Origin of the sequence: Microbacterium proteolyticum, from assembly GCF_030818075.1 — a bacterium.
Classification (GTDB): Bacteria; Actinomycetota; Actinomycetes; order Actinomycetales; family Microbacteriaceae; genus Microbacterium; species Microbacterium proteolyticum_A.
This window is the reverse complement of sequence record NZ_JAUSZZ010000001.1, coordinates 1,103,747-1,123,611: the sequence shown is the minus strand read 5'-3', so window position 1 is coordinate 1,123,611 and position 19,865 is coordinate 1,103,747. Positions and strand designations below refer to the sequence as shown.

19 protein-coding genes are annotated in these 19,865 nt (G+C 70.9%); 14 read left to right on the top strand and 5 right to left on the bottom strand.

Annotation, left to right across the window (positions count from 1 at the left end; genetic code table 11):
* Nucleotides 1-17 precede the first annotated feature (17 nt).
* Nucleotides 18-1,346, top strand: a complete 1,329-nt coding sequence (locus QE392_RS05140; RefSeq protein ID WP_307448909.1) for an MATE family efflux transporter — start codon at nucleotides 18-20, stop codon at nucleotides 1,344-1,346.
* A 215-nt stretch (nucleotides 1,347-1,561) separates the two neighbouring features.
* Here the strand turns inward: QE392_RS05140 and QE392_RS05135 are convergent, their stop codons facing one another.
* Nucleotides 1,562-2,806 (bottom strand): acyl-CoA dehydrogenase family protein, encoded by a 1,245-nt coding sequence (locus tag QE392_RS05135; protein ID WP_307448906.1) that lies wholly within the window; start codon nucleotides 2,804-2,806, stop codon nucleotides 1,562-1,564.
* 207 nt (nucleotides 2,807-3,013) lie between these two features.
* Nucleotides 3,014-3,655: a TrmH family RNA methyltransferase gene (locus QE392_RS05130; protein WP_307454031.1), complete on the bottom strand. Its 642-nt coding sequence runs from the start codon at nucleotides 3,653-3,655 to the stop codon at nucleotides 3,014-3,016.
* A gap of 421 nt (nucleotides 3,656-4,076) precedes the next feature.
* Here QE392_RS05130 and QE392_RS05125 point away from each other — a divergent pair, with 421 nt between their 5' ends.
* Together QE392_RS05125 and QE392_RS05120 are read left to right on the top strand one after the other, a co-directional pair.
* Nucleotides 4,077-5,591, top strand: a complete 1,515-nt coding sequence (locus QE392_RS05125) for an Nramp family divalent metal transporter (protein WP_307448903.1) — start codon at nucleotides 4,077-4,079, stop codon at nucleotides 5,589-5,591.
* Between the two features lie 9 nt (nucleotides 5,592-5,600).
* The gene (locus QE392_RS05120) at nucleotides 5,601-6,236 is read left to right on the top strand and encodes a metal-dependent transcriptional regulator (protein ID WP_307448900.1); all 636 of its coding nucleotides are present in this window, start codon (nucleotides 5,601-5,603) and stop codon (nucleotides 6,234-6,236) included.
* A gap of 172 nt (nucleotides 6,237-6,408) precedes the next feature.
* On the opposite strand, the gene QE392_RS05115 is transcribed toward QE392_RS05120, so the two are convergent.
* Entirely contained in the window at nucleotides 6,409-7,356 is a 948-nt protein-coding gene (locus tag QE392_RS05115) for an SDR family NAD(P)-dependent oxidoreductase (RefSeq protein ID WP_307448898.1), read from the bottom strand.
* 191 nt (nucleotides 7,357-7,547) lie between these two features.
* Between QE392_RS05115 and QE392_RS05110 the strand changes: the two genes are divergently transcribed.
* The 3 genes from QE392_RS05110 (at nucleotide 7,548) to QE392_RS05100 (ending at nucleotide 8,815) form a co-directional block, all read left to right on the top strand.
* Entirely contained in the window at nucleotides 7,548-7,718 is a 171-nt protein-coding gene (locus QE392_RS05110; protein WP_307448895.1) for a CsbD family protein, read from the top strand.
* A 95-nt stretch (nucleotides 7,719-7,813) separates the two neighbouring features.
* A complete protein-coding gene (locus QE392_RS05105) occupies nucleotides 7,814-8,644 on the top strand; it encodes an HAD-IIA family hydrolase (RefSeq protein ID WP_307448892.1) in 831 nt (276 codons plus the stop codon).
* A gap of 18 nt (nucleotides 8,645-8,662) precedes the next feature.
* On the top strand, nucleotides 8,663-8,815 hold the full coding sequence (locus QE392_RS05100; RefSeq protein WP_307448889.1) for a hypothetical protein: 153 nt from the start codon (nucleotides 8,663-8,665) through the stop codon (nucleotides 8,813-8,815).
* A 246-nt stretch (nucleotides 8,816-9,061) separates the two neighbouring features.
* On the opposite strand, the gene pyrE is transcribed toward QE392_RS05100, so the two are convergent.
* Nucleotides 9,062-9,640, bottom strand: a complete 579-nt coding sequence (gene pyrE / locus QE392_RS05095; protein WP_307448886.1) for an orotate phosphoribosyltransferase — start codon at nucleotides 9,638-9,640, stop codon at nucleotides 9,062-9,064.
* A 57-nt stretch (nucleotides 9,641-9,697) separates the two neighbouring features.
* Here pyrE and QE392_RS05090 point away from each other — a divergent pair, with 57 nt between their 5' ends.
* The 4 genes from QE392_RS05090 to QE392_RS05075 all read left to right on the top strand — a co-directional run bounded on the left by QE392_RS05090 (nucleotide 9,698) and on the right by QE392_RS05075 (nucleotide 14,535).
* Complete coding sequence (locus QE392_RS05090; protein ID WP_307448883.1) at nucleotides 9,698-10,915, top strand: hypothetical protein; 1,218 nt, start codon at nucleotides 9,698-9,700, stop codon at nucleotides 10,913-10,915.
* 46 nt (nucleotides 10,916-10,961) lie between these two features.
* Nucleotides 10,962-11,807: an exodeoxyribonuclease III gene (locus QE392_RS05085; protein WP_307448880.1), complete on the top strand. Its 846-nt coding sequence runs from the start codon at nucleotides 10,962-10,964 to the stop codon at nucleotides 11,805-11,807.
* Nucleotides 11,808-12,848: 1,041 nt separating this feature from the next.
* Nucleotides 12,849-13,274, top strand: a complete 426-nt coding sequence (locus tag QE392_RS05080; protein ID WP_307448877.1) for a YciI family protein — start codon at nucleotides 12,849-12,851, stop codon at nucleotides 13,272-13,274.
* Nucleotides 13,275-13,293: 19 nt separating this feature from the next.
* On the top strand, nucleotides 13,294-14,535 hold the full coding sequence (locus QE392_RS05075) for an RNA polymerase sigma factor (RefSeq protein WP_307448874.1): 1,242 nt from the start codon (nucleotides 13,294-13,296) through the stop codon (nucleotides 14,533-14,535).
* 432 nt (nucleotides 14,536-14,967) lie between these two features.
* Here the strand turns inward: QE392_RS05075 and QE392_RS05070 are convergent, their stop codons facing one another.
* Nucleotides 14,968-15,540, bottom strand: coding sequence for an NADPH-dependent FMN reductase (locus QE392_RS05070; RefSeq protein ID WP_307448871.1), 573 nt, complete (start codon nucleotides 15,538-15,540; stop codon nucleotides 14,968-14,970).
* 141 nt (nucleotides 15,541-15,681) lie between these two features.
* Here QE392_RS05070 and QE392_RS05065 point away from each other — a divergent pair, with 141 nt between their 5' ends.
* The 4 genes from QE392_RS05065 (at nucleotide 15,682) to QE392_RS05050 (ending at nucleotide 19,825) form a co-directional block, all read left to right on the top strand.
* The gene (locus tag QE392_RS05065) at nucleotides 15,682-16,941 is read left to right on the top strand and encodes a sensor histidine kinase (protein ID WP_307448867.1); all 1,260 of its coding nucleotides are present in this window, start codon (nucleotides 15,682-15,684) and stop codon (nucleotides 16,939-16,941) included.
* The gene (locus tag QE392_RS05060) at nucleotides 16,934-17,599 is read left to right on the top strand and encodes a response regulator (RefSeq protein WP_307448864.1); all 666 of its coding nucleotides are present in this window, start codon (nucleotides 16,934-16,936) and stop codon (nucleotides 17,597-17,599) included. Before QE392_RS05065 ends, QE392_RS05060 begins: the two co-directional genes overlap by 8 nt.
* 226 nt (nucleotides 17,600-17,825) lie before the next feature.
* Nucleotides 17,826-18,710 (top strand): ABC transporter ATP-binding protein, encoded by an 885-nt coding sequence (locus QE392_RS05055; protein WP_307448859.1) that lies wholly within the window; start codon nucleotides 17,826-17,828, stop codon nucleotides 18,708-18,710.
* Entirely contained in the window at nucleotides 18,707-19,825 is a 1,119-nt protein-coding gene (locus QE392_RS05050; RefSeq protein WP_307448855.1) for an ABC transporter permease, read from the top strand. The genes QE392_RS05055 and QE392_RS05050 overlap by 4 nt, the downstream gene beginning before the upstream one ends.
* Nucleotides 19,826-19,865 lie beyond the last annotated feature (40 nt).

The following is a 19,865-nucleotide window of genomic DNA, read 5'->3' as shown; positions in this document are numbered from 1 at the left end:
CGCCATAGGCTCGAAGAGTGACGACCACACCGCCGGCGACGCTGAACCGCTCCATCCTGCGGCTCGCGGTACCGGCGCTGGGGGCGCTCATCGCCGAGCCGCTGTTCCTCATCGTCGATGCCGCGATGGTCGGCCACCTCGGCGTGGCGCCGCTCGCGGGCCTGGGCATCGCCGGGGCGGTGCTGCACACGATCGTCGGCCTGATGGTGTTCCTGGCGTACTCGACGACGCCCGCGGTCGCGCGGCGCTTCGGTGCCGGAGAGCCCGGGAGCGCCGTCTCGGTCGGGATCGACGGCATGTGGCTCGCGCTCGCTCTCGGCGCGGTGCTCGCCGCGGTCGGGTCGATCCTGACGCCGCTGGTGATCGACCTGTTCGGCGCCGCGCCCGACGTCGCCGAGAACGCCCGCACCTACCTGACGATCTCGATGTGGGGTCTGCCCGCCATGCTCGTCGTCTTCGCCGCGACGGGCCTGCTGCGCGGCATGCAGAACACCGTCACGCCCCTGTGGATCGCGGGCCTGGGGTTCGGCGCCAACGCTCTGCTGAACGCGCTGTTCATCTACGGGTTCGGGTGGGGGATCGCCGGCTCCGCCGTCGGTACCGTCGCGGCGCAGTGGGGAATGGTGGGCGCCTATGTGCTCGTCGTACGGCGGCTGGCGTCCCGGCACGCGGCATCCGTCCGGCCCCAGCGGGAGGGACTCGGCGGCACCGTGCGGTCGGGGGGCTGGCTGTTCCTGCGCACGGTGAGTCTGCGCGCGGCGTTCCTCGCGACGGTCGCGGTGGCCACGGGGCTCGGGTCGGCCGAACTCGCCGGGTGGCAGATCGCCTTCACCATCTTCTCCACGGCCGCGTTCGCCCTCGACGCCTTGGCGATCGCGGCGCAAGCGCTCATCGGGCACGCGCTCGGCGCGGCCGACACCGACACCGTCGCACGGGTGCTGGCCCGCACGAGCGCGTGGGGCATCTGCTTCGGCGTCGCCGTCGGCGCGGTGGTGGCGGCCACATCGGGGGTGCTCGGTCTCGTCTTCACCGGGGATGCCGCGATCGCAGCCCTCATCCAGCCCGCTCTCCTCGTCCTCGCGGTCGCCCAGCCGCTCGCCGCGATCGTCTTCGTGCTCGACGGCGTGCTCATCGGCGCCGGCGATGCGCGCTACCTGGCCGTCGCGGGGGTGCTGAACCTCGTGCCGTACGTGCCGGCGCTCGTGCTCGTGGCGCTGTTCGCCGGGGGCGGCGCCGCCGGCCTCGCCTGGCTCGCCGCGGCGTTCTTCGGCGTCTACATGCTGGCGCGCGCCCTCACGCTCGGTCTGCGCGTGCGCGGGAAGGCGTGGATGACCGCGGGCGGCTGACGTCCGCATCGCCCGCGACGGCTGCGGGAGAGGCGGTGCGCGCGTGGTGGGCCGGTGGGCCGATGGGCCGATGGGCCGATGGGCCGGTGGGCCCATGGGCCGATGGGCCGATGGGCCGGTGGGCCCATGGGCCGATGGGCCGATGGGCCGATGAGCCGATGGGCCGATGGGCGACGGTGCGCGGGTGGGCGCGGTCGGCGCCCACCCGCGACCCATCAGGTGTACCAGGTGGGAACGGGCACCTGGTTCAGCAGCACGTACTCGCCGACCTCGCGCTTCTTGTAGGCGATCGGGTCGTGCAGGCTGTGCGTGCGGAGGTTGCGCCAGAAGATGTCCAGACCCACGGCGTTCGAGGTCGCCCGGGCGCCCGTGAGCTCGTAGATCTTCGACGCGACCTCAAGCCCGTCGTCGACGATGCGGAGCTTGCCCGCCGCGATGCGCACGGCGATCTCCCCGCGGCGGCGCGCCGTGAGCTCCTCACGAGGCGCATGCAGCACCTCGCTGATCTCGGCGCCCGCCGCATCCAGCAGCGCCCCGTCGGCCCAGAGCTTCGACTGCAGGATCCCGTACCCCTCGAGCAGGTACCACTCGTCGGTGGCGCGCTCCTTGTCGTCGCCGCCGTAGGGCCATGGGCGCGTCCGGTCGCGCGTGTAGGCCGACGCGGTGTCGAGGGCGCCCTCGGCGATGCCGAGGTAGAAGTTGGCGAAGACGAGCTGGATCGCGGGCACGTTCAGCGTGTTGTACACCAGCGGCCGGAACTGCTTGTCGACGAAGCCGGCGGCAGCCGACCAGGGCACCCGCACGTCGCGGATCTCGACCGAGCCCGACTCGGTCAGACGCTGCCCGAGGTTGTCCCAGTCGCCGGCGAAGACGATCCCCTCCTGAGCGGTCGGCACGATGGCGAAGATGTGCGTGTCGGTGCCCTCGAGCACCCCCTCGAGCACGGTGAGGTCGGAGACGCGACCGCCGGTCGAGAACGACTTACGGCCCGAGAAGACCAGCTCGTCGCCCTCCTCTCGGATGACGAGATCGGAGTCGCGGGGGTTCACGGCACCGCCGAACAGGAAGGAGTTCGAGGTGTACAGCTCCTCGACGGCGGCGATCTGCTCGTCGGTGGCGACCAGTCGCGCAGCCCACCCCCACAGGTAGTGGTAGCCCAGGAGCTGGCCGATCGAACCGTCCCCGCGGGCCACCGCTCGGATCACCTTGTAGGCGGTGTCCCAGGTCTCGCCGGCGCCGCCGTGCTCGCGCGGGCCGAGCAGCGTCACCAGCCCCGACGACTTCAGCAGATCGACCTCGGCCCGCGGCTCCCGGTTCGCGCGATCGCGCTCCACCGCGTCGACGGCGAGGATGTCGGCCACCTCGCGAGCGCGCGCGATCCAGCCGGCGCTAGTGTGTGGCGTGGGTGCGTCTCGCCAGCGGTCGGACAGGCTCGTCGTCGCTGAATCCGTGATCGTCATGATCGTTCCTTCCCAGGTGTGTGATTCGGTTGCGCGCCCTCCCCGGCTGCCACCGGGGACGGGCACCTCGCTCGATTCGCCGCGGGACGCATCCGCCTCGCCGCACGCTGTCGAGCGCGTGCCGACAGTCAACCGTCGCGGCGCGTCGACGTGGGGGTCTGTTACCGACAAAGACCCCACGTTTCACCGCGGAACGTCACACGCCGCTCAGGCCCAGCGGCGGCACCACTCGTACATGATCACCGCGGCCGCCGACGCGGCGTTGATCGACCGGGTCGAGCCGTACTGCGTGATCTCGACCACCCCGGTCGCGGCGGCGATCGCTTCGGGCGACACCCCCGGTCCCTCCTGGCCGAACAGCAGAACGCACCGCTCGGGCAGCTCGGCCCGATCGATCGGAATCGATCCCTCGACATTGTCGACGGCGATCACCGGCAGACCCGCTTCTCGCGACCACGCGATGAAGGCGTCGACGTCTTCGTGGTGCCGCACGTGCTGATACCGGTCGGTGACCATCGCGCCGCGGCGGTTCCAGCGGCGCTTGCCTACGATGTGCACCTCGGCGGCGAGGAACGCGTTGGCGCTGCGCACGATGGTGCCGATGTTGAGGTCGTGCTGCCAGTTCTCGATGGCGACGTGGAACGGATGCCGCTTGGCATCCAGGTCGGCGACGATCGCGTCCATCGTCCAGTAGCGGTACTCGTCGACCACGTTGCGGCGGTCGCCCTCGGCGAGCAGTTCGGGGTCGTAGCGCGGATCGTCCGGCCACTCCCCCTCCCACGGTCCGACCCCGTGGGTGACGACAGCGGATTGGTCATCGCCCGCCGTCGGCTTCGGACCAGACTGCATGGCCGGAGTCCCGGCATCCGCCCGCTGGATTTGACTCGTCCCCTGCGGCGGGTGCGTGGGCTCGTCGGCATCCGTCACCGCCTCAGGCTACCCGCGCGGCGCGCTGCCCCTTTGTCCGCGAGTTCCCTCCTTCGCGCCGTTTCGCGCGAACGAACCCGCGCGACGACACAGCGACGCGACTCGACGCCCGCGCACCTCACGGCTGCGCGCCGCTCACGCGCGCCGGTACGCCCGCGCGCGCTTCCTTCGCGCCGTTTCGCGCGAGCGCGCCCGCGCGACGACACCGCGCGACGCGCATCGACGCGAACGAACGCCCGCGACGACACATCAGCGCGAACGAACTCGGCGATCCCGCACGCAGCCGGCTCCGCACCTGCGAGAGGCGCTTTTCGGCTTGCCGAAAACTTGCTAGCTTTTCGGCATGCCGAAAAATCTGCGGGCCCCCGACCGCCGCCACGCGCCCGGGCGCGCGCTGTGGCTGCTGGGCCCCGCCATGGTCGCGGGCGTGGCCTACCTCGACCCCGGCAACGTCGCGAGCAACATGACCGCCGGGGCCGCCTTCGGCTATCTGCTCGTGTGGGTCGTGGTGCTCGGCAACGTCATGGCGTGGCTGATCCAGTACCTCTCGGCGAAGCTCGGAATCGTCACGGGCGAGAGCCTGCCGCAGGTGCTCGGGCGCCGCATCCGCCGACCGTGGGCGCGCCGCGCGTACTGGCTGCAGGCCGAGCTGGTCGCGATGGCGACCGATGTCGCGGAGGTCATCGGCGGTGCGGTGGCGCTGTACCTGCTGTTCGGCGTCCCGCTCCTGTGGGGAGGTGTGATCACCGGCGTCGTGTCGATGATCCTCCTGCTCGTGCAGACGCGCCGAGGCGCACGCGCCTTCGAGACGGTGCTGATCGGTCTGCTGCTGGTGATCGCGGTGGGTTTCTCGTTCGGCCTCTTCTTCGCGCCTCCCGCCGCCGAGGGCGTCATCGGCGGCCTGCTCCCCCGCTTCGAGGGGACGGAGTCGGTGCTGCTGGCGGCATCCATCCTCGGGGCGACGATCATGCCGCACGCGATCTACGCGCACTCGGCGCTCGCGCGCGACCGGTTCGCGCCGACCCCCGGCACTCCGCAGACGACGACGGATGCCACGGCGCAGGCATCGACCGGCGGCCCCGGTCGCACGCCCATCCGGTCCACCGCCCCGCTCGGCGCCGCCGCAGCCGACGCGCCCGCCCCGCGCACCTCCGCCGCGACCACCGCAGCCGACCCAATCTCTCCCTACGGCGCCGCCACTCCCGCTTCCCTCAGCCCCGCCGCCCCCCGCAGCGCCCCCGCACCCACGACCCATGACCCGGCCACGACGGCCGCCTCCTCTCTCGAGCGAGCCCGCGGCATCGCGACCCCGCGCCTGCTGCGCGCGACGCGCTGGGACGTCACCATCGCCCTCGCCGTTGCCGGCACCGTGAACCTCGCCATCCTGCTGCTGGCCGCCGCGAACCTCGCCGGGGTCGACGGCACCGACAGCCTCGAGGGCGCGTACGCGGCGCTGCGCGATGGACTCGGGCCGCTCGTCGCGACGCTCTTCGCCGTCGGTCTGCTCGCGAGCGGCCTCGCCTCGACCTCGGTGGGCGCGTACGCCGGCGCCGAGATCATGCACGGGCTCCTCCGCATCCGCGTCCCCCTGCTCGCGCGACGCCTGGTGACGCTGATCCCGGCGCTCGTGATCCTCGCCCTCGGCGTCGACCCGACCCTGGCGCTGGTGCTCAGTCAGGTGGTGCTGTCGTTCGGCATCCCGTTCGCCCTCGTCCCCCTCGTCGCTCTCACCGCGCAGACCGCGGTGCTCGGCTCGTACCGCAACCGCGTCGCGACCACGGTGGCGGGGGTGGCGGCATCCGTGTTCCTCATCACCCTCAACGTCGTGCTCCTCTGGCTGGTGTTCACCGGCGGATAGGCTGACGGCGTGGAATCGCCCGTGGCCGACGACTATCTCAAGGCGATCTACCACCACACCGAGTGGCAGGACACCCCGATCACGCCCTCGCAGCTCGCGGGCGTGCTGGGCCTCGCCCCCTCCAGCGTGACCGAGATGGTCAAGAAGCTCGCCGCCCAGGGATTGGTGACGCATCGCCCGTACGGCCCGGTGTCGCTGACTCCCGCGGGCGAGCGGCGAGCGGCCGGCGTCATCCGTCGTCACCGCCTCATCGAGACGTGGCTCGTGCGCGAGTTCGCCTACTCGTGGGATGAGGTGCACGACGAGGCCGAGGTGCTCGAACACGCGCTGAGCGACCGTCTGCTCGAGGGCATCGACGCGCGTCTGGGCCGCCCGCGCTTCGATCCGCACGGGGATGCGATCCCGGATGCCGACGGCACCGTGCACCGTCAGCCCTTCGTGCTGCTGTCGCGAGCCGCCTCCGGCCACGCGGGGCGCGTGCTCCGCGTCAGCGACCGCGATCCCGAGCTCCTGCGAGCGCTCGTGGAGCGCGGAATCGACGTGGGGCATGAGCTGGAAGTCGTCTCCGACACCGTGGTGCGCGCCGACGGCGTCGAGATGGCGCTGCCCGCCGGCGCGGCCGATTCGGTCTGGTTGACCCGCTGACCCTCAGGGGCGGCGCGCCCCGGCACCGCGACGCCGCGCGGCGTGGCGGCGCACCCCGGCACCGCGACGCCGCGCGGCGCAGGACCGCGCAGGTCTGCGCCATCGCTCGTGTCGGAGGCCGCCTGCTCCACCCGATCACGGGAGGGCGCGATCCCGCATCGGAACGGGGGATTCAGGATGCCGCGCGGCGGGCGCGATCGAAAGGCCAGCGCACATGGGTCGCCGTCTCGCAGGCGCGCCAGAGGTCGGCACCGAGGTCGCTGCGTCGCGTCCGTCGCGCCGGGGTCGCCACGCGCGGTTCTCCCTTGGCGACGCGCGACGGACCGTACATCTCTCCACCGTCGGCGAGGGGGTCGACCAACGCGCGAACCAACGCCCACGCTCCCTGCTCCTTCGACTGCGTGAGGGGAGCCTGCAGGTTGTCGACGAAGCGCTTGAGCCTGCTGGGCTCGTTCACACCGCGCACACCGCGGGTGCGACCGCTCGTCGAGAAGCCGGGATGCGCGACGAGGCTCTGCACCGGCACGCCGTGCGCGCGCAGACGCCTGTCGGCTTCGAGAGCGAGTGCCGTCGTCGCGGCCTTCGACTGCACGTACGCGCGCCAGGGGGTGTACCCCTCCACGAGCTCGGGATCGGTCGGCACATGCGTCCATATCGAGGTCGACATGCTGCCCACCCACACCATGCGGCCGCGCGCCGCGGCGAGGGGTTTGAGCAACTCGCCCGCGAGCGCGAAGTGCCCCAGCACGTTCGTGGCGAAGACGAGCTCGTGCCCGCCGACGACCTCCCGTTGCTTCGGCGGGTGCACGACGCCGGCGTTGAGCAGCAGGCCGTCGAGGCGCCCGCGAGCGCGGGCCGTGGCCGCCGCGGCCCGCACCGACCCCATGTTGCTGGTGTCGAGCAGGAGCGTCTCGATCGCGGCATCCGGGTGCGACCGCTTCACCGCCGCCTTCGCTGCGGCGAGCCTGTTCGGGTTGCGTCCGGTGAGCAGCACCTGAGCACCTGCGGCAGCGAGCTGCTCGCACGCGAAGTATCCGAGTCCGCGCGTCGCGCCGGTGACGAGATAAGACATGCCCGACAGATCGGGGAGGGTCCGGGGGTCCCACTCGGCTCGCGTCACTCTCCGACCCTAACGAGAACACCGGCCGCCGTCACGGGTTCATTCCTTCTCCGGCATATCGCCGTCGGGAAAACTTTTCCCGACCATCGCGTGACGAATCATCCGTCTCCTCCGTCTCCCTGGTGAGCACACGCTCCGTCGCGACGAGATGGGTCGCCGCCGACGCCGAACACTCGAAAAGGAGTCACATCATGGGTCTGGACGACAAGATCAAGAACGCCGCTCAGGACATCGTGGGCAAGGCGAAGGAAGCCATCGGCAACGCCACCGACAACGACAAGCTCGTCGCCGAGGGCAAGGCCGAGCAGGCGAAGGCGGATGCCAAGAAGGCCGGCGAGAACGTCAAGGACTCGTTCAAGTAAGTCCGCGCCGCAAACGGGCGGGTCGCGACCTCGGTCGGGCCCGCCCGCGCATTTCCACCACGTGCGGTGTCGGACGCCCGGGTTAGGCTGACCTCATGCGGACCCGTGGCGACATCGAGTGCTGGCTCACCGACATGGACGGCGTTCTCGTACACGAGAACACACCGATCGCGGGGGCGTCCGAACTCCTCGCGCAGTGGCGGGCCGAGGGCACGCCGTTCCTCGTCCTCACCAACAACTCGATCTTCACCCCGCGCGATCTCAGCGCCCGACTCCGCGCCTCGGGTCTCGTCGTGCCGGAGGCCTCCATCTGGACCTCGGCGCTGGCGACCGCCGACTTCCTGAAGTCGCAGATGCCCGGCGGCTCCGCGTTCGTGATCGGCGAGGCGGGGCTGACGACGGCTCTGCACGAGGCCGGGTTCATCATGACCGAGACCGCCCCCGACTACGTCGTCGTGGGCGAGACGCGCAACTACTCGTTCGAGGCCATCACCAAGGCCATCCGCTTCATCCGCGGCGGCGCACGCTTCATCGCCACCAACCCGGATGCCACGGGCCCCTCGACCGAAGGCGTGCTGCCCGCGACCGGCGCCATCGCCGCGCTGATCACGAAGGCGACCGGCAAGGAGCCGTACATCGTCGGCAAGCCGAACCCGATGATGTTCCGGTCGGCGCTCAACCGCATCGGCGCGCACAGCGAGAACACCGGCATGATCGGCGACCGCATGGACACCGACATCGTCGCGGGCATCGAGGCGGGCCTGCACACGGTCCTCGTGCTCACCGGCATCAGCGACCAGCGCGAGATCGAGCGCTACCCCTTCCGCCCCGACGAGATCCTGGGGTCGGTGGCAGAACTCGTGCGCGAGGAGCCCATCGAGACCGAACTCGCCGATGGCGAGGAAGGACTCGAAGCGGGGCTCTGAGCCTCCGAGGAGGACGACATGGACGACCGCACGCTCTGGCTGATCACGGCCTTCTTCATCACGGCCGGCACGCTCGTGGCGTTCATCGTGCAGTGGCGGCGATCCCGCCGGGGCGGCGGCGGCCGTGACCCGTTCGACGGGCCGGGACCGGGCGACGACGAGCCGCGCTGACGCTCGCGGCGGGAGTGCGCGACCCGGGCCGACGACAGTTCGTCACGAGAAGGCGGCCGTCGCGCGTGAGAGACGCCCGGCATCCGCTGCTCACCGCCACGTCACGAGAACAGGCGATGCCACCAGAACAGGGCAATCCGCCGCTGAGCGCCCTGTCCTCGTCGCACGCCCTGTTCCCGTGACGCCGGGTAGGTGGACCGAGCTCGCCGCGGGCCGCCCTGGTGAGGGGCGCCGGCGCCGACGCGCCTACTGCGGCTGCAGCCCCAAGTCGTCGAGGTCGATGGATGCCAGCCACTGCAGGCCCTCGGCCTCGATCGCGGCCTGCGCGCCGGTCTTGCGGTCGACGATCACCGCCACGGCGACGACCTCGGCGCCCTCACGGCGCAGGGCCTCGACGGCCTTGAGCGCCGACTGGCCGGTGGTCGAGGTGTCTTCGACCACCACCACGCGCTTGCCCGCGACGTCGGCGCCCTCGATCTGACGGCCGCGGCCGTGGTCCTTCGGTTCCTTGCGCACGACGAACGCGTCGAGCGGGCGACCGGCATGCACCGACTCGTGCATGACGGCGTTGGCGATCGGGTCGGCGCCGAGGGTCAAGCCACCGACGGCGACGACGCCGTCGAGGTCTTTCACCAGGTCGAGCACCAGACGCCCGATCGCGGGAGCTGCGCGGTGGTCGAGCGTGAGCTTGCGCATGTCGACGTAGTACGTCGCCTTCTTGCCGCTCGAGAGCGTGAAGTCGCCGTGGAACACCGCCTCGTCGGAGATGAGGCCGATGAGGGCCTGGCGGTCGGCTTCGAGCTCGGGCGTGGAGGCAGCGGTCACGGCGTCGAGTCTATTGCGGCGGGCGGGGCGCACACGGCGGCGCGAGATACTCAGCCGGTGAGAAAGAAGAGGCTCGACGCGCTGATCGAGCGGCTCGCCGGCGCTGGCACTCCCGAAGACACGCGCGCCGCGCGGGAGAAAGCGAAGTGGCGCGCGGCCGCCCACCCCGGACTCCGCCGAGCGCTCGCGGAGCACTACCGGCTCCTCGGCGACCCCGCGCAGGCCGGACGTTGGGGCATCGTCTTCCCCGGGTGGGCGCAACCGCACGAGATCACGAGGCTGCGTCGATGCTTGCTCAGCCACGCGGACGGGGGGACCTTCGTCCGCCGGTACCTCGGAATCCGGTGGAACGACCCCGTTCCACCGGAAGTCGTCGACCTCGTCGCCCCGGCGCACACCGCGAAAGGGCCGCGGGACGGCGGCCGGTCCTTCCCGGTCGGGTGCGGCGGGGGTCTTCTGGTCGCGACCGGCACCCTCATGGCGTCGTGCGCCTCCGTCGTCACTCTGTGGCGCAGTCTCGTCGGCGAGTCGCTCGAGGACTCGTTCAGCATCCTCGTCATCTCGGGGGCCGTAGGGTTTCTAGGGGTGCTCATCCTGCTCTTCACGGGGCGAACAGCCTCCGAAGATGCACGAGCCGCCGACGCGGAGTTCGCCCAGCGACGAGCCCTCGAACTCCTCGTCGAGCGTCCACCGGAAGGGCGGGTGATGCTGCGGTCGCTCGCCAGGACCACCGACGACCCGGTTGCCCGCACGGCACTCGTCGAGGACGCGCGCCGTCGCGGCAGACCCGTCGACGCCGGACGTTGGGGCTGCACGATCGCAGGATTGACGACGCCGGAAGAGCGCGACGCCTTCGCGACGGTGCTCCTGCGCAAGCCGGGCAGAGATCCACTCACCCGTCTGATGGATCTCTCGTCGACCTGGACGGAGAAGTCCGAGCGGGGCGACGTGGCCGACGTCCTCCGTCGTGCAGGCGCTGCGCCCCTCACTCCCGCTGCGAGTTTCCCGCCCGATCTTCCGCCGCGTTTCCGCTGGTGGTGTGCAGCGCTCCTGTTCGTGCCTCTCGGCGCGATCTCCGCCGCAATGTGGCCGTCTTCCGCGCGGCCGATCGCCGCCCTCACGTTCGCTCTGCTGGCCGCATCGTGGGCCTGTCTCACCGTCGTCGCAGCGCTCGTGCGTGAACGCGCGGAAGGTCACCGAATCGGCTATGCAATGGCTGCGCTCATCCTCATCACGACAGCGATCGGGTTCGCGATCACGGCGACGGCGGGGTGACGGCAACCGCGCAGCGATGTCAGAGCGCGAAAGTAGGCTGGATGCCATGCGCCTGGCCACCTGGAACGTCAACTCCATCCGTGCCCGCGTCACCCGCACCGTCGAGTTCTGCGTGCGCGAGCACATCGACGTGCTGGCGATGCAGGAGATCAAATGCAAGACGGAGCAGTTCCCGTACGCCGCGTTCGAAGAGGCCGGGTATCACGTCGCCGCGCACGGCCTGAACCAGTGGAACGGCGTCGCGATCGCCAGCCGTGAGCCCATCGAAGACGTCGAGATCGGCTTCCCCGGCATGCCCGGCTTCGAGAAGGGCAAGGAGGGACCCGACCTGCCGAAGGAGGCCCGCGCAATCGGCGCGACCATCGGCGGGGTGAAGGTGTGGAGCCTCTACGTCCCGAACGGGCGCGGACTCGACGACCCGCACTACGTGTACAAGCTCGACTGGCTCGACAAGCTCCGCCAGTACACCGCCGACACCCTCGCGAAGAACCCCGACCTCCCGTTGGCCCTCACGGGTGACTTCAACATCGCCCCGACCGACGACGACAACGGCGACCCCACGGTCGTCGAGGGCGCGACCACCCACGTCTCCCCGCCCGAACGTGCGGCCTTCGCGGCGTTCGAGACGGCCGGGCTCACCGACGTGGTGCGCCCCCTCATCCCCACCGGCTACACCTACTGGGACTACAAGCAGCTGCGCTTCCCCCGCAACGAGGGGCTGCGCATCGACTTCATCCTCGGGTCGCGCGCCTTCGCCGACGCGGTGCACGGCGCCGAGATCCACCGCAACGAGCGCAAGGGCGAGGTGCCCAGCGACCACGTCCCCGTGGTCGCCGACCTCGACCTGTCGGGCGCCGACGACGATGACGACCTGCCGATGATCTTCGGCTGACCGCCGAGCCGACGGCATCCGGAGTCGTTCCGCCCCTCGTGGGGTCTTCGGCGAACGCGTGCGCCGCGGACCGAGACCCGGGCAGTGAAAGCGGCGCCGAGTCGTCCGTATCAGCCCGGCGGTCTCGGCCCCGCGCGCCCGCCGCTCCTCGCACCAGCGCCCGTTCCTCGCAGCAATCCGGGCCGATTCTGCGAGATGAACGCGCATCTGCGAGCAACGACCCACGAGCCACTCCTCGCACGCCCGACGCACCGCGGAGCCGAAGCGCTTAGCGCGCCGCGGAGCCGGCCCCGTGGTGCGTCAGATCGCCCGCGTCCGTCGCCCCGCGCGCCCACCCTTCCTCGCACCAGCGCCCGTTCCTCGCAGCAATCCGGGCCGATCCTGCGAGATGAACGCGCATCTGCGAGCACCGAGCCACTCCCCGCACGCCCGACGCACCGCAGGCCCGGGACCGAGGCACCCCGACGCACCGCAGGCCCGGGACCGAGGCACCCCGACGCACCGCGGATCCGAAGCCGAAGCGCCCGACGTACCGCGGACCCGGCCCCGTGGTGCGTCAGATCGCCCGCGTCCGTCGCCCCGCGCGCCCACCGTTCCTCGCCTCAGCGCCCGTTCCTCGCAGCAATCCGGGCCGATTCTGCGAGATGCACGCGCATCTGCGAGCAACGACCCACGAGCCACTCCTCGCACGCCCGACGCACCGCGGAGCCGAAGCGCTTAGCGTGCCGCGGAGCCGGCCCCGTGGCGCGTCAGATCGCCCGCGTCCTCCGGGCCGCGCGCCCACCCTTCCTCGCACCAGCGCCCGTTCCTCGCACCAGCGCCCGTTCCTCGCAATAATCCGGGCCGATTCTGCGAGGAGAGCGCGAATCTGCGAGCAACGCGCAACGTCACCGCCCACGCCGATGTGCGCCCACCCGCGGCATCCCGAAACATTTTCTCCCTACCCTGTCGATTCCGCCCGGCGCCGTTCGACGCGATAGTAAGGGGAGGCATTCGCTCCCCTCCGACCGCTCGACCGAGCACTCACGAGAAGAGTTCACGATGAAGTACATGCTGATCATGCGCGGCACCGACGAGGCGTACGCGGCGTACAAGCAGATCCCCTTCAAACAGATCATCAACGACATGGGCGCGTACAACGAGTCGATGATGACCGCGGGCGTGCTGGTGGCCGGCGAGGGACTGTCGGAAGACCTGAGCACCGCGTTCGTGGTGGAGTTCGGCGGCGAGACGCCCGTCGTCACCGACGGCCCCTACGGTGAGACGCACGAGCTGTTCAACGGCTTCTGGATCATCGAGGTCTCCTCGCGCGACGAGGCCGTCGAGTGGGCCCGGCGCGCGCCGCTCATCGCCGGCAACAAACTCGAGGTGCGCCGCGTGACCGACGAGACCGATTTCGCGGCCTTCGCCGACAACGAGTACATCCAGAAGGAGGAGGGCTGGCGCGAGGAGCAGGCCTCGCGATGAAGCCGCCGCACCCCCGGCGATGAGCACCGACACCGACATCTCGCGCCGCGTCGCGGCGATCTGGCGCATCGAAGGCGCCCGGATCGTCGCGACGCTCGCGCGCGTGGTCGGCGACCTCGCCACCGCCGAGGACCTGGCCCAGGATGCCGTCGCCGAGGCCCTCGTGCAGTGGCCGCGCGACGGCGTGCCGCACAACCCGGGCGCCTGGCTGACGGCGGTCGCGAAGCGGCGGGCGATCGACGGGTGGCGGCGCGAGCAGAACCTGAGTCAGAAGTACCGGCTGATCGGCGCGGATCTGACGGAGATCTCGGATGCCGAGTGGCAACCGATCGACGACGACGTGCTGCGTCTGGTGTTCGCCGCGTGCCATCCGGTGCTCGCGCGCGAGGCGCAGGTGGCCCTGACGCTGAAGGTGGTGAGCGGCCTCGACACCGATGCCATCGCGCGTCTCTTCCTCGTGCCGGTGCCCACCATGCAGCAGCGGATCGTCCGGGCGAAGAAGGCACTGTCGGCCGCGCACGTGCCCTTCGCCGTGCCCGACCCCGCGGAGTGGCCGGCACGCCTCGGCGCCGTGCTCAGCGTGATCTACCTGATCTTCACGGAGGGGTACGCCGCGAGCGCCGGCGATGCGGTGCTGCGCACCGAGCTCGCGCACGAGGCGGTGCGTCTGGGCCGCGTCGTCAACCGCCTTCTCCCTCGTGAACCGGAGGCCCTGGGCCTGACGGCGCTCATGGAAGTGCAGGCGTCGCGCTTCGCCACCCGCGTGGATGCGCACGGGGATGCCGTGCTCCTCGCCGACCAGGACCGTCGTCGCTGGGACCGCTCGGCGATCGCCCGCGGCGCGGCGCTGCTCGACCGCGCCGACGCCCTCGGCCAGGGGCGCGGGCCCTACCAGCTGCAGGCGGCCATCGCCCTGTGTCACGCACGGGCCGCGAGTGTCGAAGCGACCGACTGGGACCGGATCGTGCTGCTGTACGAGACGCTCGGCCGGATCGCCCCCAGCCCCGTGGTCGAACTCAATCGCGCGGTCGCCGTGTCGATGGCATCCGGTCCCCTCGAAGCGCTCGCTCTCGTCGACGCGCTGGCATCGACCGGGGCGCTGCGAGGCTCGCATCTCATCCCCTCGGTGCGGGGGGAGCTGCTGTCGCGGCTGGGCCTGACGCGCGAGGCGCGCGCGGAGCTGTCGGCCGCAGCGGAGCTGACACGCAACGAGCGCGAGGCGGCCCTCCTGCGACGCAAGTACGAGGCACTGCCTCTCTAACCCACCTCGCCCACCGCATCGGGGCGGCCAGCTCGGTCCGCATCGTCGCTGCGTCACCGGAGCACAACGAGGCGTCAGTGCGAGCGACGTCCCGCACGTCGTCGATCATGCTCGTTCTGACGGACACCGCGGCATCCCATGCCGGAACACGGATCTTCGCCCGCACCTGATCGACGGCGATCGAGGCATCGCACCGGGCGGCGGCCTGCCCGTGTGACGTCGCTCGATCGAAGAGCGCGTGGGCGAGATCATCGGCAGATGCCATGGCGGCGCTCTCCGCCGAGGGGCGGAGCGCGTGTCCGGGCTCACCGGAAGGTCGGATGCTCGCAGCTTCGGGCTCGATCGTGCGAAGAACGTGCCGACGGGCGAGGAGGATTGCTGAGCGAATAACGGCGGGGCCGGGGCCGACCCCGGCCCCGCCGCGAGGAGGCGTCAGGCCGCGGGGACCTCGGCCGGCGCGGTGCGCGAGATGAGCGTCACGAGCGCCTCGATGATCGAGCGCAGGAACGCGGCGGTGCCCTCATCGGTCACCGTGCCGTCCTCCTCGAACAGGCCGGGCGTCGACTGGATGTAGCCCTCGGGCTGGCCGAGGACGAGAGCGTTGTAGTGCAGCAGAACCGACCGCAGGTGCTGCTGTCCGGCGGCGGTGGCGATGCCGCCCTGCGAGGTGCCGATGACGGCGGTGGGCTTGTCATTGAACGACGCCTCGCCGTAGGGGCGGGCCGACCAGTCGAGCGCGTTCTTCAGGACGCCCGGGATGGAGCGGCTGTACTCGGGGGTCACGATGAAGACGCCGTCGGCATCCTCGATCGCCTTCTTGAAGTCGGTGGCGACCTGCGGGAAGTTCCCGTCGAGGTCCGGCGAGTAGAAGGGAAGGTCCTTGATCGGGATCTCCTTCAGGGTGACACCCTCGGGGGCGACCTTCTCGAGCGCCTTCGCGAGGCGACGGTTGATCGAGGTGCTGGAGATGCTGCCGACGATGTAGCCGATCGTGTAGTCGGTCACGATGATCCTCTCTGGGATGACGGGGCGCGAACGCCCAGGTTCATTCAGCTGCAAGCATCGCCGCTGAACCTGTATTCCCCGCCCGCTTGACTCCACCCCACGGGGGATGCTGATGTCGGTGGTCCGCTCTAGCGTGGAGGGATGCCACGCCTCACCCGCTCCCAGCAGCGCGGCGACATCGTGCTCGCGGTCGTGCTGCTTCTCGGCGGGATGCTGAGCGCCGTGCTGTCGTCGGTCTCGGGCCTCTACGGCGATGAGCAGGGCTCCCTCGCCGTCGCCCTGGTCTACGTCGCCGTCCTGGCCGTCCCCATCGCGTTCCGCCGCCGCTGGCCGTCGGTGACGGCGGTGATCGTGTCGGTGGCGTACTTCCTCGCGGTGACGTTCCGCATCCCCGAGCTCTACGTCGGCAACATCGCGATGTTCATCGCGCTGTACACGGTGGGCGCGTGGGAACAGAACCGGCGTCGGGCCACCATCGTGCGGGTCGCGATCATCGTCGGGATGTTCGCGTGGCTGTTCGTGGTGATGTTCCAAGACGCCACGCAGCCGATCGACCCGGCCGTCGAGGGCGCCTTCTCGCGTGCGGGCGCCTTCTCGCCTTTCGTGGCGTACCAGTTGCTCATGATCGGCGTGAACGCGCTGTTCTTCGGCGGCGCGTACTACTTCGGCAACCGCTCCTACCAGCAGATGCGCGAGCGTGCCGCACTCGAGGAGCGCACCGCCGAGCTCGAAGCGGAGCGCGAGGTCACCGCGGCACAGGCCGTGGCGCTCGACCGGGTGCGGATCGCGCGGGAGCTGCACGATGTCGTCGCTCACCACGTCTCGCTCATGGGGGTGCAGGCGGGCGTCGCCCGCGCCCTCCTCGCGACCGAACCCGACAGGGCACGAGAGGTGCTGTCGGGCGTCGAGGGCTCCGCCCGCACGTCGTTGCACGAGCTGCGCCAACTCCTCGAGACCCTGCGCGCACCGGGCGGCGAGACCGACCCCGACACCGCTCCGACCACGCACGGGCTCACCTCGATCTCCGCGCTCGTCGACGAGGCCACGGCGGCGGGGCTGCCCACCACGCTGTCCGTCATCGGCGAACCGGCGCACGATCCCGCCCCGCTCGTGCAGGTGAACCTCTACCGCATCGCCCAGGAGGCCCTGACGAACGCGCGGCGTCACGCCGGTCCGCACGCCACCGCCGACGTGCGCCTGCGATTCGACGCGGATGCCGTCGAACTCGAGGTCACGAACACCGGCCGCTCGGGTCGGGTGACACCCGGGCTGGGTCAGCTGGGCATGCGCGAGCGCGCGGCCGTGTCCGGCGGATCGATCGAGATGGGGCCCCGCTCGCGCGGCGGATACCTCGTGCGCGTGCGGGTGCCCCTCGTGGGTGCGGAGGCCGTTCGTGCGTGAGCTGCGGGTGCTGCTGGTCGACGACCACGCCATGATGCGCGCCGGATTCCGCACCATCCTGTCGCTCGAAGACGACATCACGGTGGTGGGCGAGGCGGCTTCGGGTGCCGAAGCGCTGGCCGCGGCGGCACAGCTGCATCCGGATGTCATCTGCATGGACGTGCAGATGCCCGACATGGACGGCCTCGAAGCCACCCGCCGACTCACGGCGGACCCCTCCTCGAGCGCCGCGGTCCTGATCGTCACCACCTTCGACCGCGACGACTACCTCTTCGCCGCTCTCTCCGCCGGAGCCAGCGGCTTCCTCCTCAAGAACGCCGGTCCCGAAGAGCTGGTCGCGGCCGTGCGCGTGGTGGGTGCCGGCGACGCGCTGCTGGCCCCGGAGGTCACGCGTCGGGTCATCGAGCGCTTCACCGGAGAGGCGCCGGCACCCGTGGCATCCGTCCCGCCGCCCCTGCCGGTGACGGAGCCGCTCACCGAGCGCGAGGCGGAGGTGCTCACCCTCGTCGCCGAGGCTCTGAGCAACGCCGAGATCGCCGCACGGCTGTTCATCGGCGAGGCCACGGTCAAGACGCACGTGTCGAACGTGCTCCAGAAGCTCGGCGCCCGCGACCGCGTTCAGGCCGTCGTGCTGGCGCACCGGCACGGCCTGGCCTGAACCGGGTTCCCGCCGGCCCTACCCGGCCATCGTGTGCGGAACTCCGGAGAACCGACGCCGAGATCGCTCGAACGGGTCGGAAGCGACCCTCATCACGGCGGATCTCCGGAGTTCGGCACATCCCCCTCCCCCGGCGGGGGGAGACGACGACCCCACCCGGGGCGGATGTGTCGCAGCATCCGCATCCCTAGCGTGGAAGCACACCGACGAGAAGAAGGGATGCATCGTGCTCGATCTGGAGGGCATCACCAAGAGCTACGGCGGCCGCCGCGTGCTCGACGACGTGAGCTTCACCGTCGCTCCCGGCCGGCTGACGGGCTTCGTCGGCGGCAACGGGGCCGGCAAGACCACCACCATGCGCATCGCGCTGGGCGTGCTCGGCAAAGACGCGGGGACGGTCGAGCTCAACGGCTCCCCCGTCACCACCGCCGACCGGCGCCGGTTCGGCTACATGCCGGAGGAGCGCGGGCTGTACCCGAAGATGAAGGTCGCCGAGCACATCGCCTACCTCGCGCGCCTCCACGGCTTCGGCAAGGCCGAGGCCACGCGCAAGGCCACGGCCCTGCTCGAGCGACTCGGACTCGGCGAGCGCCTCGGCGACCTCGTCGAGACGCTCTCGCTCGGCAATCAGCAGCGGGCCCAGATCGCGGCATCCCTCGTGCACGAACCCGACGTGCTCATCCTCGACGAGCCGTTCTCCGGACTCGATCCGCTCGCCGTCGACGTCGTGGCCGGTGTGCTGCAGGAGAAGGCGGCGGCGGGTGCGGCGGTGCTGTTCTCCTCGCACCAGCTCGACGTCGTCGAACGCCTCTGCGACGACCTGGTGATCATCGCCGGCGGCACGATCCGGGCCGCGGGCAGCCGGGACGCGCTCCGCGCCGAACACGCGACGCACCGCTACGAGCTGGTGTCGAGTGGCGATGCGGGGTGGCTGCGCGATGAGCCCGGCGTCACCGTGCTCGACTTCGACGGCGGATACGCCCTCTTCGATGCCGACGACGACACGACCGCCCAGCGAGTGCTCCGCGGCGCCGTCTCCCGCGGCGACGTGGCGAGCTTCGCACCGCAGAGACCGTCTCTCGCCGAGATCTTCAAGGAGGTCATCCAGTGAGCACCGCCACTCCCGCCCCCCGCCGCGCGCCCGGCGAACTGCAGAGCATCTGGCTCGTCGCCGAGCGCGAGATCGGATCGAAGCTGCGCAGCAAAGCGTTCGTCATCTCCACCGCGATCCTCATCATCGCGGCCCTGGCCACGGTGATCTGGGGCGGCTTCACCGCGAGCAACGCCTCGGGCAGCGGCATCCCCGTCGCGGTCACCTCCCAGACGCAGAGCGCGGTGTCGGGCCTCGACGGCGTCGAGGTGACCGTCGCCGACGGTGATGACGCTGCGCGCGCCCTCGTCGAGGACGGGACGGTGGATGCCGCCCTGGTCTCGGGCTCATCGGATGCCGCCTTCGACTACACCGTCGTCGTGAAGGACGACGTGCCGTCGACCCTGCTCCAGATGCTCAGCGAGACGCCGCCGGTGCAGATGCTCGACCCCGGTGCGGGTGCGGCCGACGCCTTGCGCTACCTCATCGCGCTGGGCTTCGGTCTGGTGTTCCTCATCGCGGCCTCGACCTTCGGTGGAACGATCGCGCAGAGCGTCGTGGAGGAGAAGCAGACGCGTGTGGTCGAGATCCTCATCTCGGCGATCCCCGTGCGGGTGCTGCTGGCCGGCAAGGTGCTCGGCAACACGATCCTGGCGATGGCGCAGATCGTGCTGCTCGCCGCGGTGGCCGTGGTGGGACTCGCGGTCACCGATCAGACGGGCGTCCTCGACGCGCTGGGGGCCCCGATCGCGTGGTTCGCGATCTTCTTCCTCTTCGGGTTCGTGCTGCTGGCGGCACTCTTCGCCGCAGCGGCGGCCATGGTGTCGCGCCAGGAAGACATCGGGTCGACGACCACGCCGATCACCATGCTGATCATGGCGCCGTACTTCCTCGTGATCTTCTTCAACGACAACCCCGTCGTGCTGACGATCATGTCGTACGTGCCGTTCTCGGCCCCGGTCGGGATGCCGCTGCGCATGTACATCGGCGACGCGCGGTGGTGGGAGCCGGTGCTGTCGCTGCTGGTCCTGCTCGCCGCGTGCGTGCTCGCGATCGGCCTCGCGGCGCGGATCTACCGCAACTCGCTGCTGCGGATGGGCGCTCGGGTAAAGCTCGCGGAGGCGCTGCGGGGCTGAGCATCGCGAACGGAGGGGGATGGATGCCGGGCGCACCGGC

Excerpts from the sequence above, each read along its gene's own strand:
- QE392_RS05135 (WP_307448906.1), bottom strand. The coding sequence starts at position 2,806 with ATGACGATCACGGATTCAGCGACGACGAGCCTGTCCGACCGCTGGCGA.
- QE392_RS05130 (WP_307454031.1), bottom strand. The coding sequence starts at position 3,655 with ATGCAGTCTGGTCCGAAGCCGACGGCGGGCGATGACCAATCCGCTGTC.
- QE392_RS05125 (WP_307448903.1), top strand. The coding sequence starts at position 4,077 with ATGCCGAAAAATCTGCGGGCCCCCGACCGCCGCCACGCGCCCGGGCGC.
- QE392_RS05110 (WP_307448895.1), top strand. The coding sequence starts at position 7,548 with ATGGGTCTGGACGACAAGATCAAGAACGCCGCTCAGGACATCGTGGGC.
- QE392_RS05105 (WP_307448892.1), top strand. The coding sequence starts at position 7,814 with ATGCGGACCCGTGGCGACATCGAGTGCTGGCTCACCGACATGGACGGC.
- QE392_RS05100 (WP_307448889.1), top strand. The coding sequence starts at position 8,663 with ATGGACGACCGCACGCTCTGGCTGATCACGGCCTTCTTCATCACGGCC.
- QE392_RS05085 (WP_307448880.1), top strand. The coding sequence starts at position 10,962 with ATGCGCCTGGCCACCTGGAACGTCAACTCCATCCGTGCCCGCGTCACC.
- QE392_RS05080 (WP_307448877.1), top strand. The coding sequence starts at position 12,849 with ATGAAGTACATGCTGATCATGCGCGGCACCGACGAGGCGTACGCGGCG.
- QE392_RS05075 (WP_307448874.1), top strand. The coding sequence starts at position 13,294 with ATGAGCACCGACACCGACATCTCGCGCCGCGTCGCGGCGATCTGGCGC.
- QE392_RS05065 (WP_307448867.1), top strand. The coding sequence starts at position 15,682 with ATGCCACGCCTCACCCGCTCCCAGCAGCGCGGCGACATCGTGCTCGCG.